The organism is Janthinobacterium sp. HH106, from assembly GCF_001758725.1.
In the GTDB taxonomy this organism is placed as follows: domain Bacteria; phylum Pseudomonadota; class Gammaproteobacteria; order Burkholderiales; family Burkholderiaceae_D; genus Janthinobacterium.
Window position 1 is genome coordinate 87484 of the sequence record NZ_LRIC01000073.1, and the last position, 22131, is coordinate 109614.

22 protein-coding genes are annotated in these 22131 nt (G+C 61.5%); 19 read left to right on the forward strand and 3 right to left on the reverse strand.

Translation table 11 applies throughout. The features are described 5' to 3' along the window. Nucleotides 1–13: 13 nt before the first annotated feature. From JAB8_RS27120 to ilvA, 3 genes are all read right to left on the reverse strand, one after another. The gene (locus tag JAB8_RS27120) at nucleotides 14–496 is read right to left on the reverse strand and encodes a PTS sugar transporter subunit IIA (RefSeq protein ID WP_034753339.1); all 483 of its coding nucleotides are present in this window, start codon (nucleotides 494–496) and stop codon (nucleotides 14–16) included. 343 nt (nucleotides 497–839) lie between these two features. Then, complete coding sequence (gene queF, locus JAB8_RS27125) at nucleotides 840–1682, reverse strand: NADPH-dependent 7-cyano-7-deazaguanine reductase QueF (protein WP_070292357.1); 843 nt, start codon at nucleotides 1680–1682, stop codon at nucleotides 840–842. 95 nt (nucleotides 1683–1777) lie between these two features. Further along, the gene (gene ilvA / locus JAB8_RS27130; protein ID WP_034753344.1) at nucleotides 1778–3313 is read right to left on the reverse strand and encodes a threonine ammonia-lyase, biosynthetic; all 1536 of its coding nucleotides are present in this window, start codon (nucleotides 3311–3313) and stop codon (nucleotides 1778–1780) included. Nucleotides 3314–3514: 201 nt separating this feature from the next. On the opposite strand from ilvA, the gene JAB8_RS27135 reads away from it, so the two are divergent. From JAB8_RS27135 to JAB8_RS27225, 19 genes are all read left to right on the forward strand, one after another. Then, entirely contained in the window at nucleotides 3515–4006 is a 492-nt protein-coding gene (locus tag JAB8_RS27135; RefSeq protein WP_070221645.1) for a YqaA family protein, read from the forward strand. 256 nt (nucleotides 4007–4262) lie between these two features. Beyond that, nucleotides 4263–8303 (forward strand): DUF3683 domain-containing protein, encoded by a 4041-nt coding sequence (locus tag JAB8_RS27140; protein ID WP_070221644.1) that lies wholly within the window; start codon nucleotides 4263–4265, stop codon nucleotides 8301–8303. A gap of 26 nt (nucleotides 8304–8329) precedes the next feature. Continuing rightward, nucleotides 8330–8752 carry an HIT family protein gene (locus JAB8_RS27145; protein ID WP_254679608.1) on the forward strand — a complete coding sequence of 141 codons (423 nt, stop codon included), beginning with the start codon at nucleotides 8330–8332 and terminating at the stop codon, nucleotides 8750–8752. Nucleotides 8753–8761: 9 nt separating this feature from the next. After that, nucleotides 8762–9214: a DUF971 domain-containing protein gene (locus JAB8_RS27150; RefSeq protein ID WP_070292358.1), complete on the forward strand. Its 453-nt coding sequence runs from the start codon at nucleotides 8762–8764 to the stop codon at nucleotides 9212–9214. Nucleotides 9215–9308: 94 nt separating this feature from the next. Beyond that, a complete protein-coding gene (locus JAB8_RS27155; RefSeq protein ID WP_070292359.1) occupies nucleotides 9309–9653 on the forward strand; it encodes a YciI family protein in 345 nt (114 codons plus the stop codon). A 2-nt stretch (nucleotides 9654–9655) separates the two neighbouring features. After that, the gene (locus JAB8_RS27160) at nucleotides 9656–10897 is read left to right on the forward strand and encodes a sigma-70 family RNA polymerase sigma factor (protein ID WP_070292360.1); all 1242 of its coding nucleotides are present in this window, start codon (nucleotides 9656–9658) and stop codon (nucleotides 10895–10897) included. A gap of 29 nt (nucleotides 10898–10926) precedes the next feature. Beyond that, on the forward strand, nucleotides 10927–11661 hold the full coding sequence (gene ubiE / locus JAB8_RS27165; RefSeq protein ID WP_034753359.1) for a bifunctional demethylmenaquinone methyltransferase/2-methoxy-6-polyprenyl-1,4-benzoquinol methylase UbiE: 735 nt from the start codon (nucleotides 10927–10929) through the stop codon (nucleotides 11659–11661). Between the two features lie 31 nt (nucleotides 11662–11692). Then, entirely contained in the window at nucleotides 11693–12631 is a 939-nt protein-coding gene (locus JAB8_RS27170; RefSeq protein WP_070292361.1) for a Tim44-like domain-containing protein, read from the forward strand. A gap of 152 nt (nucleotides 12632–12783) precedes the next feature. After that, nucleotides 12784–13422: an SCP2 sterol-binding domain-containing protein gene (locus JAB8_RS27175; protein ID WP_070292362.1), complete on the forward strand. Its 639-nt coding sequence runs from the start codon at nucleotides 12784–12786 to the stop codon at nucleotides 13420–13422. After that, nucleotides 13419–14990, forward strand: a complete 1572-nt coding sequence (gene ubiB / locus JAB8_RS27180; RefSeq protein ID WP_070221638.1) for a ubiquinone biosynthesis regulatory protein kinase UbiB — start codon at nucleotides 13419–13421, stop codon at nucleotides 14988–14990. The genes JAB8_RS27175 and ubiB overlap by 4 nt, the downstream gene beginning before the upstream one ends. A gap of 19 nt (nucleotides 14991–15009) precedes the next feature. Continuing rightward, on the forward strand, nucleotides 15010–15612 hold the full coding sequence (locus JAB8_RS27185) for a methyltransferase (RefSeq protein WP_070292363.1): 603 nt from the start codon (nucleotides 15010–15012) through the stop codon (nucleotides 15610–15612). Between the two features lie 80 nt (nucleotides 15613–15692). After that, nucleotides 15693–16001 carry an FmdB family zinc ribbon protein gene (locus JAB8_RS27190; RefSeq protein WP_070221636.1) on the forward strand — a complete coding sequence of 103 codons (309 nt, stop codon included), beginning with the start codon at nucleotides 15693–15695 and terminating at the stop codon, nucleotides 15999–16001. Between the two features lie 40 nt (nucleotides 16002–16041). After that, the gene (locus JAB8_RS27195; protein ID WP_070292364.1) at nucleotides 16042–16683 is read left to right on the forward strand and encodes a DUF502 domain-containing protein; all 642 of its coding nucleotides are present in this window, start codon (nucleotides 16042–16044) and stop codon (nucleotides 16681–16683) included. A gap of 69 nt (nucleotides 16684–16752) precedes the next feature. Next, entirely contained in the window at nucleotides 16753–18549 is a 1797-nt protein-coding gene (aspS, locus tag JAB8_RS27200; RefSeq protein WP_070221635.1) for an aspartate--tRNA ligase, read from the forward strand. A gap of 84 nt (nucleotides 18550–18633) precedes the next feature. Continuing rightward, nucleotides 18634–19098, forward strand: coding sequence for a dihydroneopterin triphosphate diphosphatase (gene nudB, locus JAB8_RS27205; RefSeq protein ID WP_070221634.1), 465 nt, complete (start codon nucleotides 18634–18636; stop codon nucleotides 19096–19098). Nucleotides 19099–19117: 19 nt separating this feature from the next. After that, nucleotides 19118–19411, forward strand: a complete 294-nt coding sequence (locus tag JAB8_RS27210) for a hypothetical protein (protein ID WP_099409257.1) — start codon at nucleotides 19118–19120, stop codon at nucleotides 19409–19411. Between the two features lie 97 nt (nucleotides 19412–19508). After that, nucleotides 19509–20330, forward strand: coding sequence for an endonuclease/exonuclease/phosphatase family protein (locus tag JAB8_RS27215; protein WP_070221632.1), 822 nt, complete (start codon nucleotides 19509–19511; stop codon nucleotides 20328–20330). A 9-nt stretch (nucleotides 20331–20339) separates the two neighbouring features. Continuing rightward, nucleotides 20340–21503, forward strand: coding sequence for a cardiolipin synthase ClsB (gene clsB, locus JAB8_RS27220; RefSeq protein ID WP_070292365.1), 1164 nt, complete (start codon nucleotides 20340–20342; stop codon nucleotides 21501–21503). Next, nucleotides 21500–21889: an RNA-binding S4 domain-containing protein gene (locus JAB8_RS27225; RefSeq protein WP_070292366.1), complete on the forward strand. Its 390-nt coding sequence runs from the start codon at nucleotides 21500–21502 to the stop codon at nucleotides 21887–21889. The genes clsB and JAB8_RS27225 overlap by 4 nt, the downstream gene beginning before the upstream one ends. Nucleotides 21890–22131 lie beyond the last annotated feature (242 nt).

Below are 22131 nucleotides of genomic sequence, written 5' to 3' on the forward strand. Positions count from 1 at the left end.
GAATACCTGAAGTTTAACCCGCCGCTTGCAGACTGGGTTGCCAATTGACGATGCGCGAATGCACGGATTTCGGTTCCGGATCCGTGGCCAATGCCGTGCGGAAGGCATCATCGGAAAACATTTCGGCGATTTCCGACAGGATTTCCAGATGTTGCTGGGTGACATGATCGGGAATCAGCAGGAAAAACAACAGATTGACGGGCTTGCCATCAGGCGATTCGAACGGAATCGGTTCGGCCAGGCGCACGAAGGCGCCCAGCGGCGATTTCAAGGTCTTGCTGCCCTTGACCCTGCCATGCGGCACGGCCACGCCATGGCCCAGGCCCGTCGAGCCCAGGCGTTCGCGGGCAAACAGATTGTCCGAGACGGTAGAGCGGGCGATGCCGTAATTGTTTTCGAAGATCAGGCCGGCTTGCTCGAAGGCGCGCTTCTTGCTGGAAACTTCCAGATCCAGCAGGACGTTTTCGAGGGATAATATTTTGCTAAGATTAGTCATGACACTCAATGAAATGGTGCAATGCGCAGAGGGCTTGCGAGCCGAATTATAGGCCTGTTTTCGCGGCCTGTAACGCCAATTCTCAACAGTATACGTCCGCTGCGGGCGCAGTGGGCGCTACAGCCAATGTGACCATCATTTTAGCAAAAAAATAACATCGGCGTGTATCGGCTATTTCTTGATTAAAAACACGCGGCGCGCCGGTTTTTCCGCCGCCGAATGCCGATTTTCCGATTTTTCAGCGTCTTTGACATGCTCTGCGGCACTACTGCAACGTTGTTTTAAAACACAGCCAACATTCCTGTTGGCATGGTTTTGGGGTGTTGCGCGGTGTTGCCTAGCGTTACTGGCGCGCGTTGCGCAGATTGCCCGGCATCGCTCCCGTGCTGAAGTTGCTGCGCCAGGGATTGATGTCGAGGCCGCCGCGGCGCGTATAGCGCGCATACACGGACAGTTTTTGGGGCTTGCACTGACGCAAGATATCGACAAAGATGCGTTCCACGCATTGCTCGTGGAATTCATTGTGTTCGCGGAAACCGATCAGGTAGCGCAACAGGCTTTCCTGGTCGATCTGCGGCCCCGCATACGCGATCTGCACGCTGCCCCAGTCGGGCTGGCCCGTCACCAGGCAATTCGATTTGAGCAAATGTGACACCAGTTTTTCTTCCACGGGCGCCTCATCGAGCGCCGCCTTCAACAGCAGCGGCGAGGGCGTGTATTGCGTGATTTCCAGGTCCAGACGGTCGAGCAGCACGCCGTCGAACTCGCCCATTTTGAGCTTGCCGAAATCTTCCTGCAAGGTCAGTTCCACTTGCACGGGCGCGCCGAAACCATTCGACAAATCCTGCTTGAGCACTGCCAGCAGGGCTTGCGGGCTGTCCAGCTTGGTCTGGTTGAACGAGTTCAGGTAGAGCTTGAACGATTTCGATTCGATGATGTTGGGCGAATCGGCCGGCGCGCTGACCTTGGCAATGGCCACCTGCGGCTTGCCGCGCTGGTTCAGCCACGACAGTTCGTAGGCGTTCCAGATATCGAGGCCGAAAAACGGTAATGTACCGTGCAGTTCCAGCTCGTCGCGCTTGCCCTGGCGCGGGATCGGAAACAGCAATTCCGGCGCGTAATCGGTGCGGTAGGCGGAGCTTTTTCCCAGCGGGGATTGTTCGGCGAGGTCGTTGGTGGTGGTCATGGTCGTGTGGCGTGAATTCAGTCAAGCACGCATGGTAGCCTATTTCGGGGTCAGACCCGTCGGGTCTGACCCCAGCTTGTTCGCCTGGGTTAGAACTAACCTAAAAACAGCTTGTAGACGGGATTGCTGCTCTCATCCCAATAACGGTAACCGAGGGTATCGAGGAAGCGGGCAAATTCTCCCATTTCATCGGGCGGCACTTGCAGGCCGATCAGGATGCGGCCCACGTCGCCGCCCTGGCTGCGGTAATGGCACAGGGAAATATTCCAGTTCGGCGCCATGCTGTCTAGGAAGCGCATCAGCGCGCCCGGGCGTTCGGGGAATTCGAAGCGGTACAGCAGCTCGTCCTGCGCCAGCCGGCTCTTGCCGCCCACCAGGTGGCGGATATGCGACTTGGCCAGTTCGTCGTGGGTCAGGTCGAGGGTCTTGAATTCGTGTTCCTCGAAGGTCTTCGCCAGCACGCTGGATTCATGCCTGTCGGCAATTTGAATGCCGACGAACACGTGCGCGGCTTTTTCATCGCTGATGCGGTAGTTAAATTCCGTCACGTTGCGCGCGCCAATGAGCGAACAGAAGCGCTTGAAGCTGCCCCGCTGTTCGCGCATGGTAACGGCGAACACGGCTTCGCGGAATTCGCCCAGTTCGGCCCGTTCCGCCACGAAGCGCAGCCGGTCGAAATTCATGTTCGCGCCGCTGGCGATGGTGACCAGGGTTTCATTGTTGACGGGGTGCTTGGTCAGGCTGGCCCGTTCCACATAGGCCTTGGCGCCGGCGATGGCCAAGGCGCCGGACGGCTCCAGAATACTGCGCGTATCCGTAAACACATCCTTGATGGCGGCGCAGATGGCGTCCGTGTCGACGGTGATGATTTCATCGACATACGCCTGCACCAGGCGGAAGGTTTCCTCGCCGGCCAGGCGCACGGCCGTGCCGTCGGCGAACAGGCCCACGTCGTTCAGGGTCACGCGCTCGCCCGCCTTCAGCGAGCGGGCCATGGCATTCGAGTCGACGCTTTGCACGCCGATGATCTTGATGTCGGGGCGAATCTGTTTTACGTAGGCAGCAATGCCGGCGATCAGGCCGCCGCCGCCGATGGGCGCGAAGATGGCGTGGATGGGACCGGCGTGCTGGCGCAGGATTTCCATGCCGATCGTGCCCTGGCCCGCGATCACGTCCGGGTCGTCGAACGGGTGCACGAAGGTCAGCTTCTGTTCCTTTTCCAGAGTCAGCGCATGGTTGTAGGCATCCGTGTACGACTCGCCGTGCAGCACCACTTCCACGTTCACGCCGCCGCGCCCCTTGACCGCCTCGACCTTCACCAGCGGCGTGGTGGTCGGCATGACGATGACGGCACGGCAACCCATGCGGGCGGCAGACAGGGCCACGCCCTGGGCATGGTTGCCGGCCGAGGCGCAGATCACGCCGCGCTTGCGTTCCGCTTCGCTGAGCTTGGACATCTTGTTGTAGGCGCCGCGAATCTTGAAGCTGAACACGCTTTGCATGTCTTCGCGCTTGAAGTAAATCTGGTTGTTCAGGCGCTGCGACAGGGCAGGGGCCAGTTCCAGCGGCGTTTCGGTGGCGACGTCATAGACGCGGGCGGTCAGGATTTTCTTGAGGTAGTCGATGTTCATAGTCTGCAAGCAAGTGATTCTGGGCCAGAAAGGGTCTGGAGCGTGTCTGTCGATAGCGGCGGCGCGGCGGCGGATAGCCTGGCGACAATAATGCTCTGTGGAACTGCGGGCGGGTCTGCCTTTGCCAGCCGGCGCGATGTGTGCGGCGCCCAGGCTGCTCTTCATTATAATGGAGAGCCTTACCGCATCGCGAAGTGTTCCATGATCGAATCCGCAATCGCCTGGCTGCTGCAGCTGATCGCAGCACCGGAAGTCGGGCTGACATCGGTCTTTCTGATCAGCTTTATTTCCGCTACCCTCTTGCCGCTCGGCTCGGAGCCGGCCGTGTTTGCCGTGATCAAGGCCAATCCCGCGCTGTTCTGGGCCGCCATCGGCGTCGCCACCCTGGGCAATACCCTGGGCGGCATCGTCGACTACTGGATGGGCTACCGCGCCAAGCAGGCGTTCGCCAAGGAGCGCGATACGCGCTGGTTCCGCTGGCTGGCCCGCTATGGCGCCAAGACCATGCTGCTGGCCTGGCTGCCCCTCGTGGGCGATCCCCTGTGTACCCTGGCGGGCTGGCTCAAGTTGCCGTTCTGGCCCAGCGTGGCCTATATGGCCATCGGCAAGTGCGCACGCTACCTGACCATGACAGGCTTGCTGCTCTACGTCCCCGATGGTGTTTGGCACCGGATCGGCCAGATGCTGGCTTGAATGGGACGGCCTGCAACGCCAGTTTGCCCCATTTCGTGCAGTTCGATAGTTCGCAGCAGGGTCTGATTGTTGGTATTTTTTCGTTGAAAAATCGTGGAATCTGGTTTTTTATTCGGCAATGGAGGGCTTTTCCATATTTGCTATGGTAGCGGATGCGGTGCTTAAACCTTAGGCTGCCTAAGGCTGTTCCCGCATGGTGCGGCGCAATAAGATAAAATGGGTCTTTAGGGTCCAGTCCACATCGTCACCACACTCCATGAACGCTCCCGCACAAATCCAAGCTTTACTGGCAGAAACGCCGAATGGTCCCGCAGCAAGCCGCCTGCGCGAAATCCCGTATAACTACACGTCGTTTTCCGATCGCGAGATCGTCATACGCCTGTTGGGGGAGGACTCCTGGCGCCTGCTCGACGAGCTGCGCGGCGCCCGCCAGACGGGCCGTTCGGCCCGCATGCTGTACGAGGTGCTGGGCGATATCTGGGTCGTGCGCCGCAACCCCTATCTGCAGGATGACTTGCTCGACAATCCGAAGCGCCGCCAGGGCTTGATCGATGCCTTGCATCACCGCCTGGCCGAAGTCGACAAGCGCCGCCTGTCCATCGATGCGGCCGGCGGCGACGTGGCCGCCAGCGGCGAGACGCCGGAAGTGGCGCAGGCGCGCAGCCATAACGTCGAACTGCTGCTCAAGGCCGCCAGCAAGGCCGTGGCCGACTTTGGCGATGAATTCCGCAAGACCTACGACTTGCGCAAGCGCACGGTCAAGGTGCTGGGCCGCTACACGGAAAAACACAATGTGCGCTTCGACGGCATGACGCGCGTGTCGCACGTGACGGATGCCACCGACTGGCGCGTGGAATACCCGTTCGTCGTGCTCACGCCCGACACGGAAGAGGAAATGGCTGGCCTGGTCAAGGGCTGTATCGAACTGGGGCTGACCATCATCCCGCGCGGCGGCGGCACCGGCTACACGGGCGGCGCGATTCCATTGACGCCGATGTCGGCCGTCATCAACACGGAAAAACTGATCACCCTGGGTGCCGTGGAAATGACGGTCTTGCCGGGCTTGACGCACGAATACGCGACGATCAATTCGGGCGCGGGCGTGATCACGAACAAGGTCTCGGAAGCGGCGGAGAAGGCCGGTTTCGTGTTTGCCGTCGACCCCACCTCGGCCCACGCCTCTTGCATCGGCGGCAACGTCGCCATGAATGCGGGCGGCAAGAAAGCCGTGCTGTGGGGCACGGCGCTCGACAACCTGGCCTCGTGGCGCATGGTTGACCCGAACGGCGACTGGCTCGACGTCACGCGCCTCGACCATAACCTGGGCAAGATCCACGATATCGCACTGGCACGCTTCCAGCTGGAATGGCGTCACCCGAGCACGCGCGACGCGACGAAACCGAACGCGCCGTTCAAGACGGAAATCCTGGAAATTCCTGGCCGTAAATTCCGCAAGGAAGGCCTGGGCAAGGACGTGACGGACAAATTCCTCGCCGGCTTGCCGGGCATTCAGAAAGAAGGCTGCGACGGCCTGATCACGTCGGCGCGCTGGATTCTGCACAAGATGCCGAAGTTCGCCCGCACCGTCTGCCTGGAATTCTTCGGCCAGGCGCGCGACGCGATTCCGTCGATCGTGGAAATCAAGGATTACCTGGACGGCTTGCCGGCGAAAGGCGAGCAATACACGAGCATCCGCCTGGCGGGCCTCGAGCACCTGGACGAGCGCTACCTGCGCGCCGTCGGCTACGCCACCAAGTCGAAGCGGGGCGTGCTGCCGAAGATGGCCCTGTTTGGCGACATCGTCGGCGACGATGAAAACGCCGTCGCGCAAGCGGCGTCGGAAGTGGTGCGCATCGCCAACACCCGCGTGGGTGAAGGTTTTGTGGCCGTCAGCCCCGAAGCGCGCAAGAAATTCTGGCTCGACCGTGCCCGCACGGCGGCGATCGCCAAGCACACCAACGCTTTTAAAATCAATGAAGACGTCGTCATTCCCCTGAACCGCATGGGCGAATACACGGATGGTATCGAACGCATCAATATCGAGCTGTCGATCAAGAACAAGCTGCAACTGGCCGACGCCCTCAGCGAATTCTTTGCCAAGGGTAACTTGCCAATCGGCAAGAGCGACGATGCATCGGACGACCGCGTCGACGACGCTGAAATGCTGGGCGACCGCGCCGAGCAGGCGCAGCAGTTGCTGGCGCAAGTGACGGCGCGCTGGACCTATCTGCTGGCCCAGCTCGACCGTCCGCTGGTCGATGTGAAGGGCGAACTGGCCGAACTGGGTATGGAGCGCCTGTTGCCCGTGTTCGATGCACGCCTGCAAACGCAGCCGAACGCCACCCTGTTCGACGTGGTGCAGGACCGCACGGTGCGCATCACGTGGAAGCAGGAAATCCGCGCCCAGCTGCGCCAGATCTTCAACGGCGCCGCTTTCAAACTGATCCTCGACGAGGCCACTGCCATTCACGCGCGCATTTTGCGTAGCCGCGTGTTTGTCGCGCTGCACATGCATGCGGGCGACGGCAACGTGCACACGAACTTGCCCGTCAACTCGGACAATTACGAAATGCTGCAGGACGCCCATGAAGCTGTGGGCCGCATCATGATCCTGGCCCGCTCGCTCAATGGCGTCATTTCCGGCGAGCACGGTATCGGCATCACCAAGCTGGAATTTTTGACGGAAGAAGAGATCGGCGACTTCCGCAGCTACAAGCAGCGCATCGATCCCGAAGGCCGTTTCAACAAGGGCAAGCTGCTGAACCTGCCGGGCATGGGCGCCGACTTGCGCAATGCCTACACGCCATCGTTCGGCCTGATGGGACACGAATCGCTGATCATGCAGCAAAGCGATATCGGCGCTATCGCCGACAGCGTCAAGGACTGCTTGCGTTGCGGCAAGTGCAAACCCGTGTGCTCGACCCACGTGCCGCGCGCCAACTTGCTGTACTCGCCGCGCGACAAGATTTTGGCCACCTCGTCCCTGATCGAAGCCTTCCTGTACGAAGAGCAGACGCGCCGCGGCATTTCCATCAAGCATTGGGAAGAGTTCGAAGACGTGGCCGACCACTGCACGGTCTGCCATAAATGCGTGACGCCTTGCCCCGTCAACATCGACTTCGGCGACGTGTCGATGAACATGCGCAATTTGCTGCGCAAGATGGACAAGAAGAGCTTTAATCCGGGCACCAAGGCGACGATGATGTTCCTCAACGCCACCGATCCCGTGACCATCAACGCCACGCGCAAGGTCATGATCGGCTGGGGTTACAAGGCGCAGCGCCTGGGCCACGATCTGCTGAAGAAATTTGCCAAGAAGCAAACCAAGGCGCCGCCGCCATCGACGGGCAAGCCGCCCGTCAAGGCGCAGGTGATCCACTTCATCAACAAGAAGATGCCGGGCAACCTGCCGAAGAAATCGGCGCGCGCGCTGCTCGACATCGAAGACGACAAGGTCATCCCGATCATCCGTAATCCGAAGACGACGACGGCCGATACGGAAGCCGTGTTCTACTTCCCTGGTTGCGGTTCGGAACGGCTGTTCTCGCAAGTGGGCCTGGCCACGCAAGCGATGCTGTGGGAAGTGGGCGTGCAGACGGTCTTGCCGCCGGGCTACCTGTGCTGCGGTTATCCGCAGCGGGGCGCGGGCGAGTTCGACAAGGCCGAGAAGATGATGACGGACAACCGCGTCCTGTTCCACCGCATGGCCAACACGCTCAATTACCTGGACATCAAGACGGTGCTGGTGTCGTGCGGCACCTGCTACGACCAGCTGGCCACCTACCAGTTCGAGAAGATTTTCCCTGGCTGCCGCATCATGGATATCCATGAGTATTTGCTGGAGAAAAACGTCAAGCTGGAAGGCGTGAACGGCACGCGCTATATGTACCATGAGCCTTGCCACAATCCGATGAAGCTGCAGGAATCGGGCAAGACGATCAACTCCCTGATCAGCACGGTGGATAACGTGAAGATCGAGAAGAATGACCGTTGCTGCGGCGAATCGGGCTCGCTGGCCGTCACGCGCCCTGACATTTCCACGCAAGTGCGTTTCCGCAAGGAAGAAGAGATGGTCAAGGGCGCCGACAAGCTGCGCGGCGACGGTTTTACTGGCGACGTCAAAATCCTCACCAGTTGCCCATCGTGCCTGCAAGGCTTGTCGCGCTACAATGACGATTCGGGTACGACGGCCGATTACATCGTCGTCGAAATCGCCAAACACTTGCTGGGAGAGAACTGGATGCCCGATTACGTGAAACGCGCCAATGACGGCGGCATCGAACGGGTGCTGGTGTGACGTCCTCGACCTGCGATCTGTGCAACTTGCTCGATGGCTTTGCCAAGAAGCAGGGCTGTGAGGCCTTGCTGTGGCGCAGCGAGCGCCTGTCCGTGGTGGCCGTCGACGACCCCGCCTACCCCGGTTTTTGCCGCGTAATCTGGAACAAGCACGTGAAGGAAATGACGGATCTCACGCCGGGCGAGCGCAATTATGTGATGGAAGTCGTGTGGCAAGTCGAGCTGGCCGTGCGCGAAGTGATGGCGCCGGAAAAGGTCAATGTGGCCAGTTTCGGCAACATGACGCCGCATGTGCACTGGCACGTGATCCCGCGCTATCGTGACGACGCGCATTTCCCGAATCCGAGCTGGGCAGTCGTGCAGCGCGAGACGGCGCCCGAGGTGCTGGCCGCGCGCCGCGCCCTGTTGCCGGCCTTGCGTGAGGCCATCATTCAACGTTTATCCGCATAAAGTATCGTCATGACCGAAAAAACAGCAACACCCCAACCGACCGGCTTGACCGTGCACAACCAGTCGCGCGTGCTCGACGTGGCTTTCGACGACGGCAGCACATTTGCGCTGCCGTTCGAATACCTGCGCGTGTATTCGCCCTCGGCCGAAGTGCAGGGCCATGGCAAGGGCCAGGAAACCTTGCAATTAGGTAAGCGCCTGGTCGGCATCACGGGCCTGGAGCCGGTCGGCAACTACGCCGTGCAGCCCACCTTCAGCGACGGCCACAATTCCGGCCTGTACACCTGGGCTTATCTGTACAAGCTGGGCGCGGAAAAGGACAAACTGTGGCAAGCCTACCTTGACCAGCTGGCGGTAGCCGGCTACCCCGGCGATAGCGGCCGCGACGCCAAGGCCGACATGACCGTCAAGCAATCTTCCGGCGGCCACGTGCATGGACCCAGCTGCGGCCATAAGCATTAATTAAAAATAATGCGGTAATCTTGTCGGATTGCCGCCGCCCCATTCGTCGTATGAATGCCCGCGCTTGCGGGCATTTTTCTTTGGAGAAGAGACTATGGAATACATGATCCTGATCTACGCCGATGAATCCCGTTATGCATCCATGCCGGAAGGGCAGATGGCCAGCCTGATGGCCGACTTTGCCAGCTACACGCAGGCGCTGGAAGCGGCCGGCGTGCTGCGCGGCGGGGCCGAGCTGGCGCCGGTGGGCAGCGCCACCAGCGTGCGTGTGCAAAATGGCAAGCCCGTCATCACGGATGGGCCGTTCGCGGAAACCAAGGAGCAGCTGGGCGGCTACTATCTGCTCGACTGCGCCAACCTGGACGAGGCGCTGGCCTGGGCCGGGCGTTGTCCGGCGGCATCCCTGGGCACGATCGAAGTGCGGCCCGTCACGGCATAGCCATGGCCGGCGACGCCATTGCGGCCGTCGAGCACGTCTTTCGCCAGGAAAAGGGCAGGGTGCTGGCCGGCCTGATGCGGCGCTTCGGCGACCTGGGCCTGGCGGAAGATGTGCTGCAGGAGGCGTGCCGCAAGGCACTGGAACTGTGGCCGCGCACAGGCATCCCCGGCAATCCCGCCGCCTGGCTCAGTGCCGTGGCGCGCAACGCGGCTCTCGACCACGTGCGCCGGGCGGGCAAGAGCGTCAGCGATGCCGAGGCCGTGCTGTCGTGCCTGCCTGCGGTCGAGACTGTTGACGCGCAGCCTATCGAAGACGACCGCCTGCGCCTGCTGTTCATCTGCTGCCATCCCGCGCTGGCGCCCGAGGCGCAGGTGGCGCTGGCCCTGCGCACCCTGTGTGGCCTGTCCACAGGCGAGATCGCACGCGCCTTCGGCGTGGCGGAAACGGCCCTGTCGCAGCGCTTGTTGCGCGCCAAACGCAAGATCGCCGAAGCCCGTATCCCTTTCGAGTTACCGCCGGAACAAGAGCTGCAGCCGCGGCTGGCGCAAGTACTGCACGTGATTTACCTGGTGTTCAGCGAAGGCTATTGCGCCAGCGGCGGCGACACTTTGCTGCGCGCAGACCTGTGCGCGGAAGCGCTGCGCCTGGGGCGCCTGCTTGACAGCCTGCAGCCCGGCCAGCCGGAAGTGCAGGGCCTATTGGCCCTGATGCTGCTGCAGGCGTCGCGCGGCCCGGCCCGCCTCTCGCCAGGCGGTGAACTGCTGACCCTGGAAGAGCAGGACCGGCGCCTGTGGGATGACGCCCTGATTGCCGAGGGGCTGGCCGTGCTGGCACTGGCCTTGCCGGCGCGCGCGCCAGGGGCGTATCAGCTGCAAGCCGCCATTGCCGCCTTGCACGCGCAAGCGCCCACGGCCAGCGGGACGGACTGGCGCCAGATCAGCGCCCTGTATGGCGCCTTGCTGCGGCACAAGCCGGAACCCATGATCTTGCTCAATGCCGTGATCGCCTGCGCCATGGCGCACGGCGCCGCACACGGGCTGGCCTGGCTGGCGCGGCTCGAAGCCGTTCCCAGCCTTGTCAACTCGCATTATCTGCACGCGGCCCGGGCCGACTTGCTGCGCCGCCAGGGCGACCGGCCGGGGGCGCTGGCGGCGTATGCGCGGGCGGCCATGCTGGCTGAGAATGCAGTGGAAAGGCAATACCTTCTCCGGCGTCACGGGGAAATGCGCCTGCCGCTTGTATAATGCATGCAAGTTCAAACAGACTGCCTACCATGACCAATACGACCCATTTCGGATACAAAACAGTTGCAGAAGACGACAAAGTGCGCGAAGTCGCCAAGGTGTTCCATTCCGTCGCTGCCAAATACGACGTGATGAACGACTTGATGTCGGGCGGGCTGCACCGTCTGTGGAAGACGTTTACCATCGCCAACGCGGGCGTGCGCCCCGGTTTCAAGGTGCTCGACATCGCCGGCGGCACGGGCGACCTGTCGAAGGCGTTTGCCAAGCAGGCGGGTCCTACGGGCGAAGTCTGGTTGACCGATATCAATGAATCGATGTTGCGCGTGGGCCGCGATCGCCTCTTGAATCGCGGCTTGCTCACCCCCACCTTGTTGTGTGACGCGGAAAAACTGCCATTCCCCGATAATTATTTCGACCGCGTCAGCGTCGCCTTCGGCCTGCGCAACATGACGCACAAGGATGTGGCGCTGGCGGAAATGCGCCGCGTGCTGAAACCGGGCGGCAAGCTGCTGGTGCTGGAGTTTTCCAAGGTAGCAGCGCCGCTGCAAAAGCCGTACGACCTGTACTCGTTTTCCGTCTTGCCGTGGTTCGGCCAGAAAATCGCCGGTGACGCGGAAAGCTATCGCTATCTGGCCGAATCGATCCGCATGCACCCGGACCAGGAAACCTTGAAGACCATGATGGAAACGGCGGGCCTGGAACGCGTGCAGTACTACAATTTGACGGCAGGCATTGCCGCTTTGCACACCGGTATCAAGATGTAATGCATCAACGTTGGTGATTTTAGGAGATGGAATGAAATTGAAGAAATTTATGGTCGGCATGATGCTGGCCGCGACCACGGTATCCATGCTGGGCGAGGCGCTGGCCCGTCCCATGGGCGGTGGCCGTTCGTTTGGCCGCCAGTCGCAAAACGTGGGCCGCCAGGCGCCTGCACCTGCGCCCACCCCGGCGCCGGCTGCCGCGCCGCGCCAGGCACAACCGGCTCCTGCCCCCGCACCGGCGCCTGCCGCCAAGGCGCCGAGCCGCTGGAAAGGCTTGCTGGGCGGCGCCTTGCTGGGCCTGGGTCTGGGCGCCTTGCTGTCGCATTTTGGCCTGGGCGGCGCCCTGGCCAGCATGATCAGCACCCTGCTGATGGTGGCTTTGCTGGCCGGCGTGGCCTTCTTCATCTACCGCATGGTGCGCGGCAAACGCGACACTAACGCCGGCAATGCGCCGTTCGCCGGTTTCGGCAACCAGCCTGCACCGGCCGGCAACGTGCCCGATATCGGTTCGCACATCCCGCCGCTGCCGCCGCTGCAACCCGTCTCGTCCGGCGTCGGCCTGGACAAGCCGGCACCGGTTGCCGCGCCATGGGGCGTACCAGGCGACTTCGACAAGGAGGCCTTCCTGCGCCACGCGAAAAGCAATTTCATTCGCTTGCAAGCGGCCTGGGACAAGGCCGACGTCAACGATATCCGCGAATTCACGTCGCCGGAAGTGTATGCGGAACTGCGCATGCAAATCCAGGAACGGGGCGCGCAGCCGGACTTTACGGATGTCGTCACCATCGACGCCGAATTGCTCGGTATCGAGACGAGCGTCAACGATTACCTGGCCAGCGTGAAATTTACGGGCCTGATCCGTTCGGCGCCGGGCGCGGCAGCGGAACCGTTTGCGGAAGTGTGGAATATGTCGAAACCCGTCAGCGGCAACAGCGGCTGGGTCCTGGCAGGCATCCAGCAATTGAATTAATTGTAAAAACTTGCTGAATAATGGCTTAAGTTCATGCGCAATGCATGATGCTTAACAGATATTTCCTGCTGAACTGGTAAGATCGAAACCGCCCGCGTTGTTGTACGGGCGGTTTTTCATTTTTAGGGGCGCGTTTGGCGCGCAGGCACACGATGGCACCACTTTCCGATCTTTCCCTGATGACGCCCGTCATCGCCACTATCAACCATTTGCTGGCGCAAGAGCCGTGGGCGCGCCAGCAGCTGGCCGTGCACGCCGGCAAGCTGGCCTGCATCGACACGGGCGCCGTGGCCTTGCGCCTGCGCGTCGACAGCGCCGGCATGCTGGAGGCGGCACCGGCGGACGTAGTTGCCAATGTGACCATCCGCGTGAAATTGTCCGATGTGCCGCTGATCCTGCAAAACCGCGAGCGGGCGTTTTCCTACGTCAAGATCGAAGGCGATGCCGAGTTTGCCAATGCGATTTCGCAATTGAGCAAGGGTTTGCGCTGGGAAGCCGAGCACGACCTGGAAAAGGTCGTCGGCCCCATGCTGGCCACGCGCCTCGTTTCCGGTGCGAAAGATGCCGCCGCCTTTGTGCGCACGGGCCAGCAAAAGCTGGCGGAAAACGTGGCCGAATATTTTCTCGACGAACAGCCGATGCTGATCCGTCCTTCTACCCTGCAAGAGTATTCCGCTGGCGTGACGCGCGTGCGCGATGACGTCGAACGCCTGGCCAAGCGCCTTGCCCGGCTGGAAAAGGCGGCCGCCGCCGTCCAGCCGCAGTCCTCCTCACCGGATTTGTCTACATGATATTGAAATTCCTGCGCCTGTTTAAAATCATCCGTGTTTCCATCAAGTACGGTCTGGATGAGATAGCGATTTCTGGTCTGCAAGTTCCCCGCACCGCCAAATTGATCGACACCCTGATTTTCTGGCGCGACCTGTCGTCGCCGCGGGGCTTGCGCCTGCGCCTGGCGCTGGAGGAGCTGGGCCCGATTTTCGTCAAATTCGGGCAGGTGCTGTCGACCCGGCGCGATTTGATGCCGCCCGACATCGCCGAAGAACTGGCGCGCCTGCAAGACCGGGTGCCGCCGTTCGATTCCGACCTGGCCATTGCGCAGATCACCAAGTCGCTCGGTGCGCACCCGGATCAACTGTTTGCCCGCTTCGAGCGCGAGCCGGTGGCGTCCGCATCTATTGCCCAGGTGCACTTTGCCACCTTGAAAGACGGCCGCGAAGTGGCCGTGAAGGTCTTGCGTCCAGGCATGAAAAAGCTGATCGACGAAGATGTGGCCCTGATGCACATCGCCGCCGACTGGACCAGTCGCCTGTGGGCCGACAGCAAGCGCCTGAAGCCGAAAGAGGTGGTGGGCGAGTTCGACAAATACCTGCACGACGAGCTGGACCTGATGCGCGAGGCGGCCAACGCCAGCCAGCTGCGCCGCAACTTCGCCAACTCGGACTTGCTGCTGGTGCCCGAAATGCACTGGGATTATTGTTCCAGCAGCGTCATCGTCATGGAGCGCATGTACGGCATCCCCGTGTCGCAGACCGAGCGCCTGGTGGCGGCCGGCGTGGACTTGCGCAAACTGTCCAGCGATGGCGTGGAGATTTTCTTCACGCAAGTGTTCCGCGACGGCTTTTTCCATGCTGACATGCACCCAGGCAATATTCTCGTGTCGATCGCGCCCGACTCGTTCGGCCGCTACATCGCGCTCGACTTCGGCATCGTGGGTACCTTGAATGACTACGACAAGGATTATCTGTCGCAAAACTTCCTCGCCTTCTTCCGCCGCGACTACAAGCGCGTGGCCGAGGCGCACATCGAATCGGGCTGGGCGCCGAAGGACACGCGCGTCGACGAGCTGGAAGCGGCCGTGCGCGCCTGCTGCGAGCCGATCTTCGACCGCCCGCTGAAAGATATTTCTTTTGGGCAAGTATTGCTGCGGCTCTTCCAGACCTCGCGCCGCTTCAACGTGGAAGTGCAGCCGCAACTGGTGCTGCTGCAAAAGACCCTGCTCAATATCGAAGGCCTGGGCCGCCAGCTCGATCCGGAACTGGACCTGTGGCAAACGGCCAAGCCCTACCTGGAAAAATGGATGAGCAACCAGGTGGGGCCGCAAGGCTTCATGGAGCGCCTGCGCGCCGAGGCGCCCCGTTACGCGCACATCTTCCCGCAACTGCCGCGCTTGCTGCACCAGGCCTTGACCGTGCATGGCGAACCGCGTGAAAACGACGTGGAACTGATGAAAACCTTGCTGGCGGAGCAACGCCAGACGAACCGCTTGCTGAGTTTTATCGTGTACTTTGTCGGCGCCTTCGCCCTCGGCGCGCTGGGCTTGCAAGTGTTCATGCGCTGGCATCAACTGCCGTTTTAACTCGCTGAGGACGTAAGTGATGGCTGACTTCCACAACCGCGACCCGCTCTCGCCTGCCTTCTGGGACGAGCGTTTCGAAAAGCAATTCACGCCCTGGGACCAGGGCGGCGTGCCGTCGCGCCTGCGCAGCTTCGTGGCCGGCAGTCCGGCGCCGCTGCGCTGCCTGATACCCGGCTGCGGCTCCGCGTATGAACTGGTCTTCATGCTCGATCACGGCTGGGATGCCACGGCCATCGACTTTGCGCCGGCTGCCGTGGCCGCCGCGCGTGCCCAGCTGGGCGAGCGGGCAGGGCAGGTGGTGGAAGCGGATTTCTTTGCCTGGCAGCCCGAGGCACCGCTGGACCTGATCTATGAACGGGCGTTTTTGTGCGCCATGCCGCGCGCCATGTGGCCGCAAGTGGCGGCCCGCTGGGCGCAGCTGCTGGCGCCGGGCGCCATGCTGGCCGGCTACTTTTTCTTTGACGACAATGCCAAGGGGCCGCCGTTCGGCATTTCGCGGGAGAAACTGCAGGAATTGCTGGCGCCGCATTTCGACTGCCTGGCCGATGAAGCCGTCGACGATTCCATCGCCGTCTTCGCCGGCAAGGAGCGCTGGATGAGCTGGCGCCGCCGGGCGGACTGAAGCGGGCGGGGCATTTTCCGCTGGCGACAAAGGAAAAGCTTTATAATTCAGGGTTTTTGAAGTTTTTTCTCGGAGTAGAGATGCCGATTTACGCTTACCGTTGTGACGAGTGTGGTTTTGCCAAGGATGTCTTGCAAAAGATCTCCGATCCAGTACTGACGGTGTGCCTGTCGTGCGGCAAGCCCAGTTTCAAGAAACAATTGACGGCCGCCGGTTTCCAATTGAAGGGCACTGGCTGGTACGCGACCGATTTCCGCGGCGGTACGGCGCCCACCACGGCCATTCCGACGGGGCCGGCCGATAACGCCAAGCCTGCCCCGGCCGCCGAGAGCGCGCCTGCCGCTGCGCCTGCGCCCGCTCCTGCTGCCACCGCGCCGAAAGCGGACTGAAAAGCGCGCCGCGCCGATACGATCCATTACCGAGAAACTGATGCGTAAATACTTTATTACCGGATTACTGATTTTGGTGCCCCTGGCCATTACGGCCTGGGTGCTGAATCTGGTCATCAGCACGATGGACCAGTCGCTGTTGCTGGTGCCCGGCAGTACGCAGCCCAGCGTCTGGTTCGGCCACAAGATTCCCGCGCTGAGCACCATTCCCGGCCTGGGCACGGTATTGACGGTGCTGATCGTGTTCTTCACGGGCTTGCTGACGAATAACCTGGTCGGCAATTACGTGGTGAAACTGTGGGAAAAATTGCTGCAACGCATACCCATCGTCAATTCCCTGTATTCGAGCGTCAAGCAAGTATCCGATACCCTGTTTTCCCCGTCGGGCAATGCCTTCCGCAAGGCCGTGCTGGTGCCGTATCCGCACCAGAACTCCTGGACCATCGCTTTCCTGACGGGCGTGCCGGGCGGCGATGCGGCGAACCACCTGGTGGGCGACTATGTCAGCGTGTATGTGCCGACGACGCCGAACCCGACCTCAGGCTTTTTCCTGATGATGAAGCGCAGCGATGTCGTCGAACTCGACATGAGCGTCGATGCGGCGCTCAAATATATCGTCTCGATGGGCGTGGTGGCGCCTGCGGAAGTTGTTGCTGTACCGGCCCCGGCAGCCAAAGAATAAAGGCAGGCGTCCCATGCGGGACGTGGCCGGATTGAACACTCACTAACCTGAACTGAGAATTTTATGTCTATGCGTACTGAATACTGCGGCCTCGTTACCGAAGCCATGCTGGGACAAACCGTCAGCCTGTGCGGCTGGGTACATCGCCGCCGCGACCACGGCAGCCTGATTTTCATCGATTTGCGCGACCGCGAAGGCCTGGTGCAAATCGTCTGCAACCCGGAACAAGCGGAGATGTTCAAGGTCGCCGAAGCCGTGCGCAACGAATTCTGCCTGCGCGTGACGGGCGTCGTGACCAACCGTATCGAAGGCACGATCAACAACAACCTGAAGTCGGGCAAGATCGAAGTGGTCTGCTCGGAGCTGGAAGTGCTGAACCCTTCCGTGCCCGTGCCGTTCCAGCTCGATGACGACAACCTGTCGGAAACGACGCGCCTGACGCACCGCGTGCTGGACCTGCGCCGCCCGCAAATGCAAAACAACCTGCGCCTGCGCTACAAGGTGACGATGGAAGTGCGCAAGTACCTCGACGCGCTGGGCTTCATCGACATCGAAACGCCGATGCTGACCAAGTCCACGCCAGAAGGCGCGCGCGATTACCTGGTGCCGTCGCGCGTGAACGCGGGCAGCTTCTTCGCCTTGCCGCAATCGCCACAGTTGTTCAAGCAACTGTTGATGGTCGCCAACTTCGACCGTTACTACCAGATCACCAAGTGCTTCCGCGACGAAGACTTGCGCGCCGACCGCCAGCCTGAATTCACGCAGATCGATTGCGAAACCTCGTTCCTGACGGAACAGGAAATCCGCGACCTGTTCGAAGACATGATCCGCGTCGTCTTCAAGAACACCCTGAACATCGACCTGCCGAACCCGTTCCCGGTGATGGATTTCGCCGAAGCGATGGGTCTTTACGGTTCCGACAAGCCGGACATGCGCGTCAAGCTGGCCTTCACGGACTTGACCGAAGTCATGAAGTCGGTCGAGTTCAAGGTCTTCAACGGCGCCGCCAACATGAAAGGCGGCCGCGTGGTGGCCCTGCGCGTACCGCAAGGCGGCAGCATGCCCCGTTCGGAAATCGATGCCTACACGCAATTCGTCGCCATCTACGGCGCCAAGGGCCTCGCTTACATCAAGGTCAACGAGAAAGCCAAGGGTCCTGAAGGTCTGCAGTCGCCGATCGTCAAGTTCCTGCCTGCCGACGTGCTGGCCACGATCCTTGAGCAGACGGGCGCGCAAGACGGCGACCTGATCTTCTTCGGCGCCGACAAGGCGAAAGTCGTCAACGACGCCATCGGCGCGCTGCGCGTGAAAATCGGTCACAGCGAGTTCGGCAAGAAAGCCGGCCTGTTCGAAGACGTGTGGAAGCCATTGTGGGTGGTCGACTTCCCGATGTTCGAGCACGACGAAGAAGCGGACCGCTGGACGGCGACCCACCATCCATTCACGGCGCCGAAAGACGGCCATGAAGACATGCTGGAAAGCGATCCGGGCGCCTGCATCGCCAAGGCCTACGACATGGTCTTGAACGGCTGGGAACTGGGCGGCGGTTCGATCCGTATCCACCGCGAAGAAGTGCAGTCGAAGGTGTTCCGCGCGTTGAAGATCGATGCGGAAGAAGCGCAGCTGAAGTTCGGCTTCCTGCTCGACGCCCTGCAATACGGCGCGCCACCGCATGGCGGCCTGGCATTCGGCCTGGACCGTATCGTGACCATGATGACGGGTTCCGAATCGATCCGCGACGTGATCGCCTTCCCGAAAACCCAGCGCGCGCAAGACTTGCTGACCCATGCGCCGTCGGAAGTGGACGAGAAGCAATTGCGTGAACTGCACATCCGTTTGCGCAGCGCCGAGCCTAAAGTAGTGTAATGAAGCATGCGGCTGCCCCGGCGGCCGCTGTTTGATCCACTATGCAAAAAAAGGCGCTGTCGTGGCGCCTTTTTCATTGTTGATATGACTCATAAAATTCCTGTTTCCGTGCTGGTCGTCATTCATACGGCTGACCTTGACGTCTTGCTGATCGAACGCGCGGGCCAGCCCGGCTTCTGGCAATCGGTGACGGGTTCCGTCGATGCCGTCGACGAACCGCTGCTGCAGACGGCCGCGCGCGAACTGTGCGAGGAGACCGGCATCGTTGCCGATGGATGCGATATCGTGCTGCGCGACTGGAACTTGTCGAATGTGTACGAGATCTATCCGATCTGGCGCCACCGCTATGCGCCCGGCGTGACGCGCAACACGGAACACGTGTTCAGCGTGCAAGTGCCGCGCGACATCGCCATCACCCTGAGCCCCCGCGAACACCTGCAATACGCGTGGCTGCCTTATCTGGCGGCGGCCGACCGCTGTTTCTCGTCGTCCAACGCGGAAGCGATTCTGCAATTGCCAGCCATGACGGGCCTGGCGCGCCATCGTTGATCTCATTCGAAAGCCTTGCATGTTGAACTGGTTTAATCTCTCCTTGCAACAAAAACTGGCCGGCACATTCTGCCTGGCGCTGTGCCTGGTCGTGATTGTGGCGGCCAGCCTGTACACGCCGCCCGAACGCACGCCGCCCGTCGGCTTGCCGCTGATGGTGGTGGGACTGCTGTTGCATCCCGGTATGTTTAGCAAGGGCAAGCGCACGGTGGCCTGGCGCGGCGCACCGTTGCTGGTCAAGGTGGTGTGGTCCGCCGGCATCGCGGCGGCCGGCGTCAGTGTCGCCAGCGGCCTGGCGCGCATGTTTGCCTGAGCCAGGCGAGGCCGAAGGCGAGCCAATCGAGGAATTAGGTGCGCACGCGCACCTACGCTGGCGCCGCGCGGGGCCCGTCTGGGAGTAGAATCCATGCATGAAAATCCGCGTAGCAACTTATAATATCCACAAGGGCGTCTCTTCCGTGCGGGGCTTGCCCAGAGTCCACGCATTGAAGCAGGCGATCGCCCTGTTCCATGCCGATGTCGTCTTCCTGCAAGAGGTGCAAGGCAAGCACGACCGCAATGCGGCCCGCTTTGGCGCCGAGAAAAACGGCCACAAGCATTGGCCGGAAGCGTCGCAGCACGAGTTCTTTGCTGGCGCCGAACACCATTCCGCCTATGGCATGAATGCCGTGTACGACCATGGCCACCATGGCAACGCCTTGCTCAGCAAATTCCCCATCGCCTCGCAAACCAACCACGATGTGTCCGACCATGCCTATGAGCAGCGCGGCATCCTGCATTGCGTGCTCAAGACGCCGCAGGCCGACGTGCACTGCTACGTGGTCCACCTGGGCCTGTTCGAGTCGGGGCGGGGACGGCAGACGCAGGCGCTGATCGATGCCGTGATGGAATCGGCGCCGAATGGCGAACCCGTCATCATCGCGGGCGACTTCAACGACTGGCGCAACACGCTCAGCGACAAGCTGCGCAATGCGCTGGGCGTGGTGGAAGTGTTTGACCAGCGTGCATCGAACTCGGCCCTGGGTGACCTCGTGCGCACCCTGGCGCGGCGCCAGACGAAAACACCCGTCCCCGTACCGGCACGCACCTTTCCCGCCGCCTTGCCGTGGTTCCGTCTGGACCGCATCTATGTGCGCGGTTTCCACGTGGAAGGTGCACAAGTGATGCATGGCACCCTGTGGGCCAAACTGTCGGACCACGCGCCGATAGTTGCTGCTTTGAAACTCGCGTAGACTGCCGGCATGCGCACAGTCAATTTCATCGCCCACAACGACATCCAGCTGCTGTATTGCGGCACCGATTACTTTCCCGCGCTCATAGCGGCCATTGACGGCGCACGCTCGGAAGTCTATTTTGAAACCTATATCTTTGCCGATGACGCCACGGGCACCCTGGTGCTCGACGCCCTGAAACGGGCGGCCGCGCGCGGCGTGCTGGTGTGCATGATCACGGACTGGTTCGGCACGGGCAACCGCCGCGTCAAGGCCATGCATGCGCAGCTGGAAGCGGCCGGCGTGCACCACCGCATCTTCAATCCCTGGTTCCGGCGCGGCATCACGCGCACGCACCGCAAGATCTGCGTCGCCGATGGCGAGATCGCCCTGGTGGGCGGCATCAATATCAACGACGACATGTTTTGCGACTACGATCACAGCATCAGCCTGGAAGCGCCGCGCTGGGATTTTGCCGTGCAGGTGAAGGGTCCGCTGGTGGACGCCATCCATGAAGAGGTGCAGGCGCAGTGGGCGCGTCTGGGCAAGATGAACCTGGTGCGGCGTATCAAGCTGTACCGCAAGATGCGCGTCGTCAGCAAGGAGCTGGCGAAAAACCCCGTCGTGGCCGGTTTTGTCGTGCGCGACAACCTGCGCAACCGCCGCACCATCCAGCGCGCCTACCTGCAGGCGCTGGGCCAGGCGAGGAAAAGCGTGATGCTGGCCAACCCGTATTTCGCGCCCGGTCACAAGCTGCGCCACGCCCTGGCCCAGGCGGCCCAGCGGGGCGTCGACGTGGTACTGCTGATCGGCGTGGGCGAATTCCGCATGCAAGATGCTGTGGCGCACTCGTTTTACCCGAAACTGCTGGCTGCAGGCGTGAAGATTGTCGAATACCGCAAGACGCAGCTGCACGCCAAGGTGGCCGTCGTCGACGACGACTGGGCGACGGTGGGTTCGAGCAATATTGACGCGCTGAGCCTGTTTTTGAACCAGGAAGCGAACGTGGTGATCAAGGACGTGGCCTTCGCGCAAAGCCTGCGCCAGCATATCGAGCAAGGCGTGGCCGACGGCATCGTGATTCACCAGGATGATTTCAAGCACATCGGCCGTTTCCGGCGCATCGGCTATGAAGCCGCCTTCCTCGTGTACCGGCTGGTGATGCGCATTTTTTCAGTAGGCAAGTACGCATGAACGAGATGACAACGGTCAGGCTGGACAAATGGCTGTGGGCGGCGCGCTTCTTCAAGACGCGCTCGCTGGCCAGCGAAGCCGTCGACACGGGCAAGGTCAAAGTGGGCGGCGAGCGCGTGAAACCGGCGCGCAGCCTGCGCGTGGGCGACGAGCTGGCCATCGACAATGGCGCGGAGACGTGGGAAGTGGCCGTGCTGGGCCTGTCCGACAAGCGCGGCGCGGCACCCGTGGCGCGCCTGCTGTATGAAGAAACGCCGGCCAGCATCGCCCGCCGCGAGCAGCTGGCCGAGGAGCGCAAGCTGTTCCGCGAGCCGGGCACCACCATCAAGGGGCGGCCGACCAAGCGCGACCGCCGGCAATTGAGCAAGGCTGGCGGCCTCGACTGAGGCGCGATTGTTACTACAAGGCAAGGGCGCACGGCGCTTTTGCCGCCTGAAACCGATACAAACACGCAGTCAGAAAATGCTGCGCTGCACCAATAGAACGCCGGCTCTAAAGTTCCCGTTTGACTTTTACGTGGTAGTGGATAATAGTACGAGCGTTCGGATTTTTTCGAAGCGTGCTTTTTTTACCCTCGCTTCAGTCCGCCAAATCGGCAACATCACTTTTAGAACGGACATCTTGAATA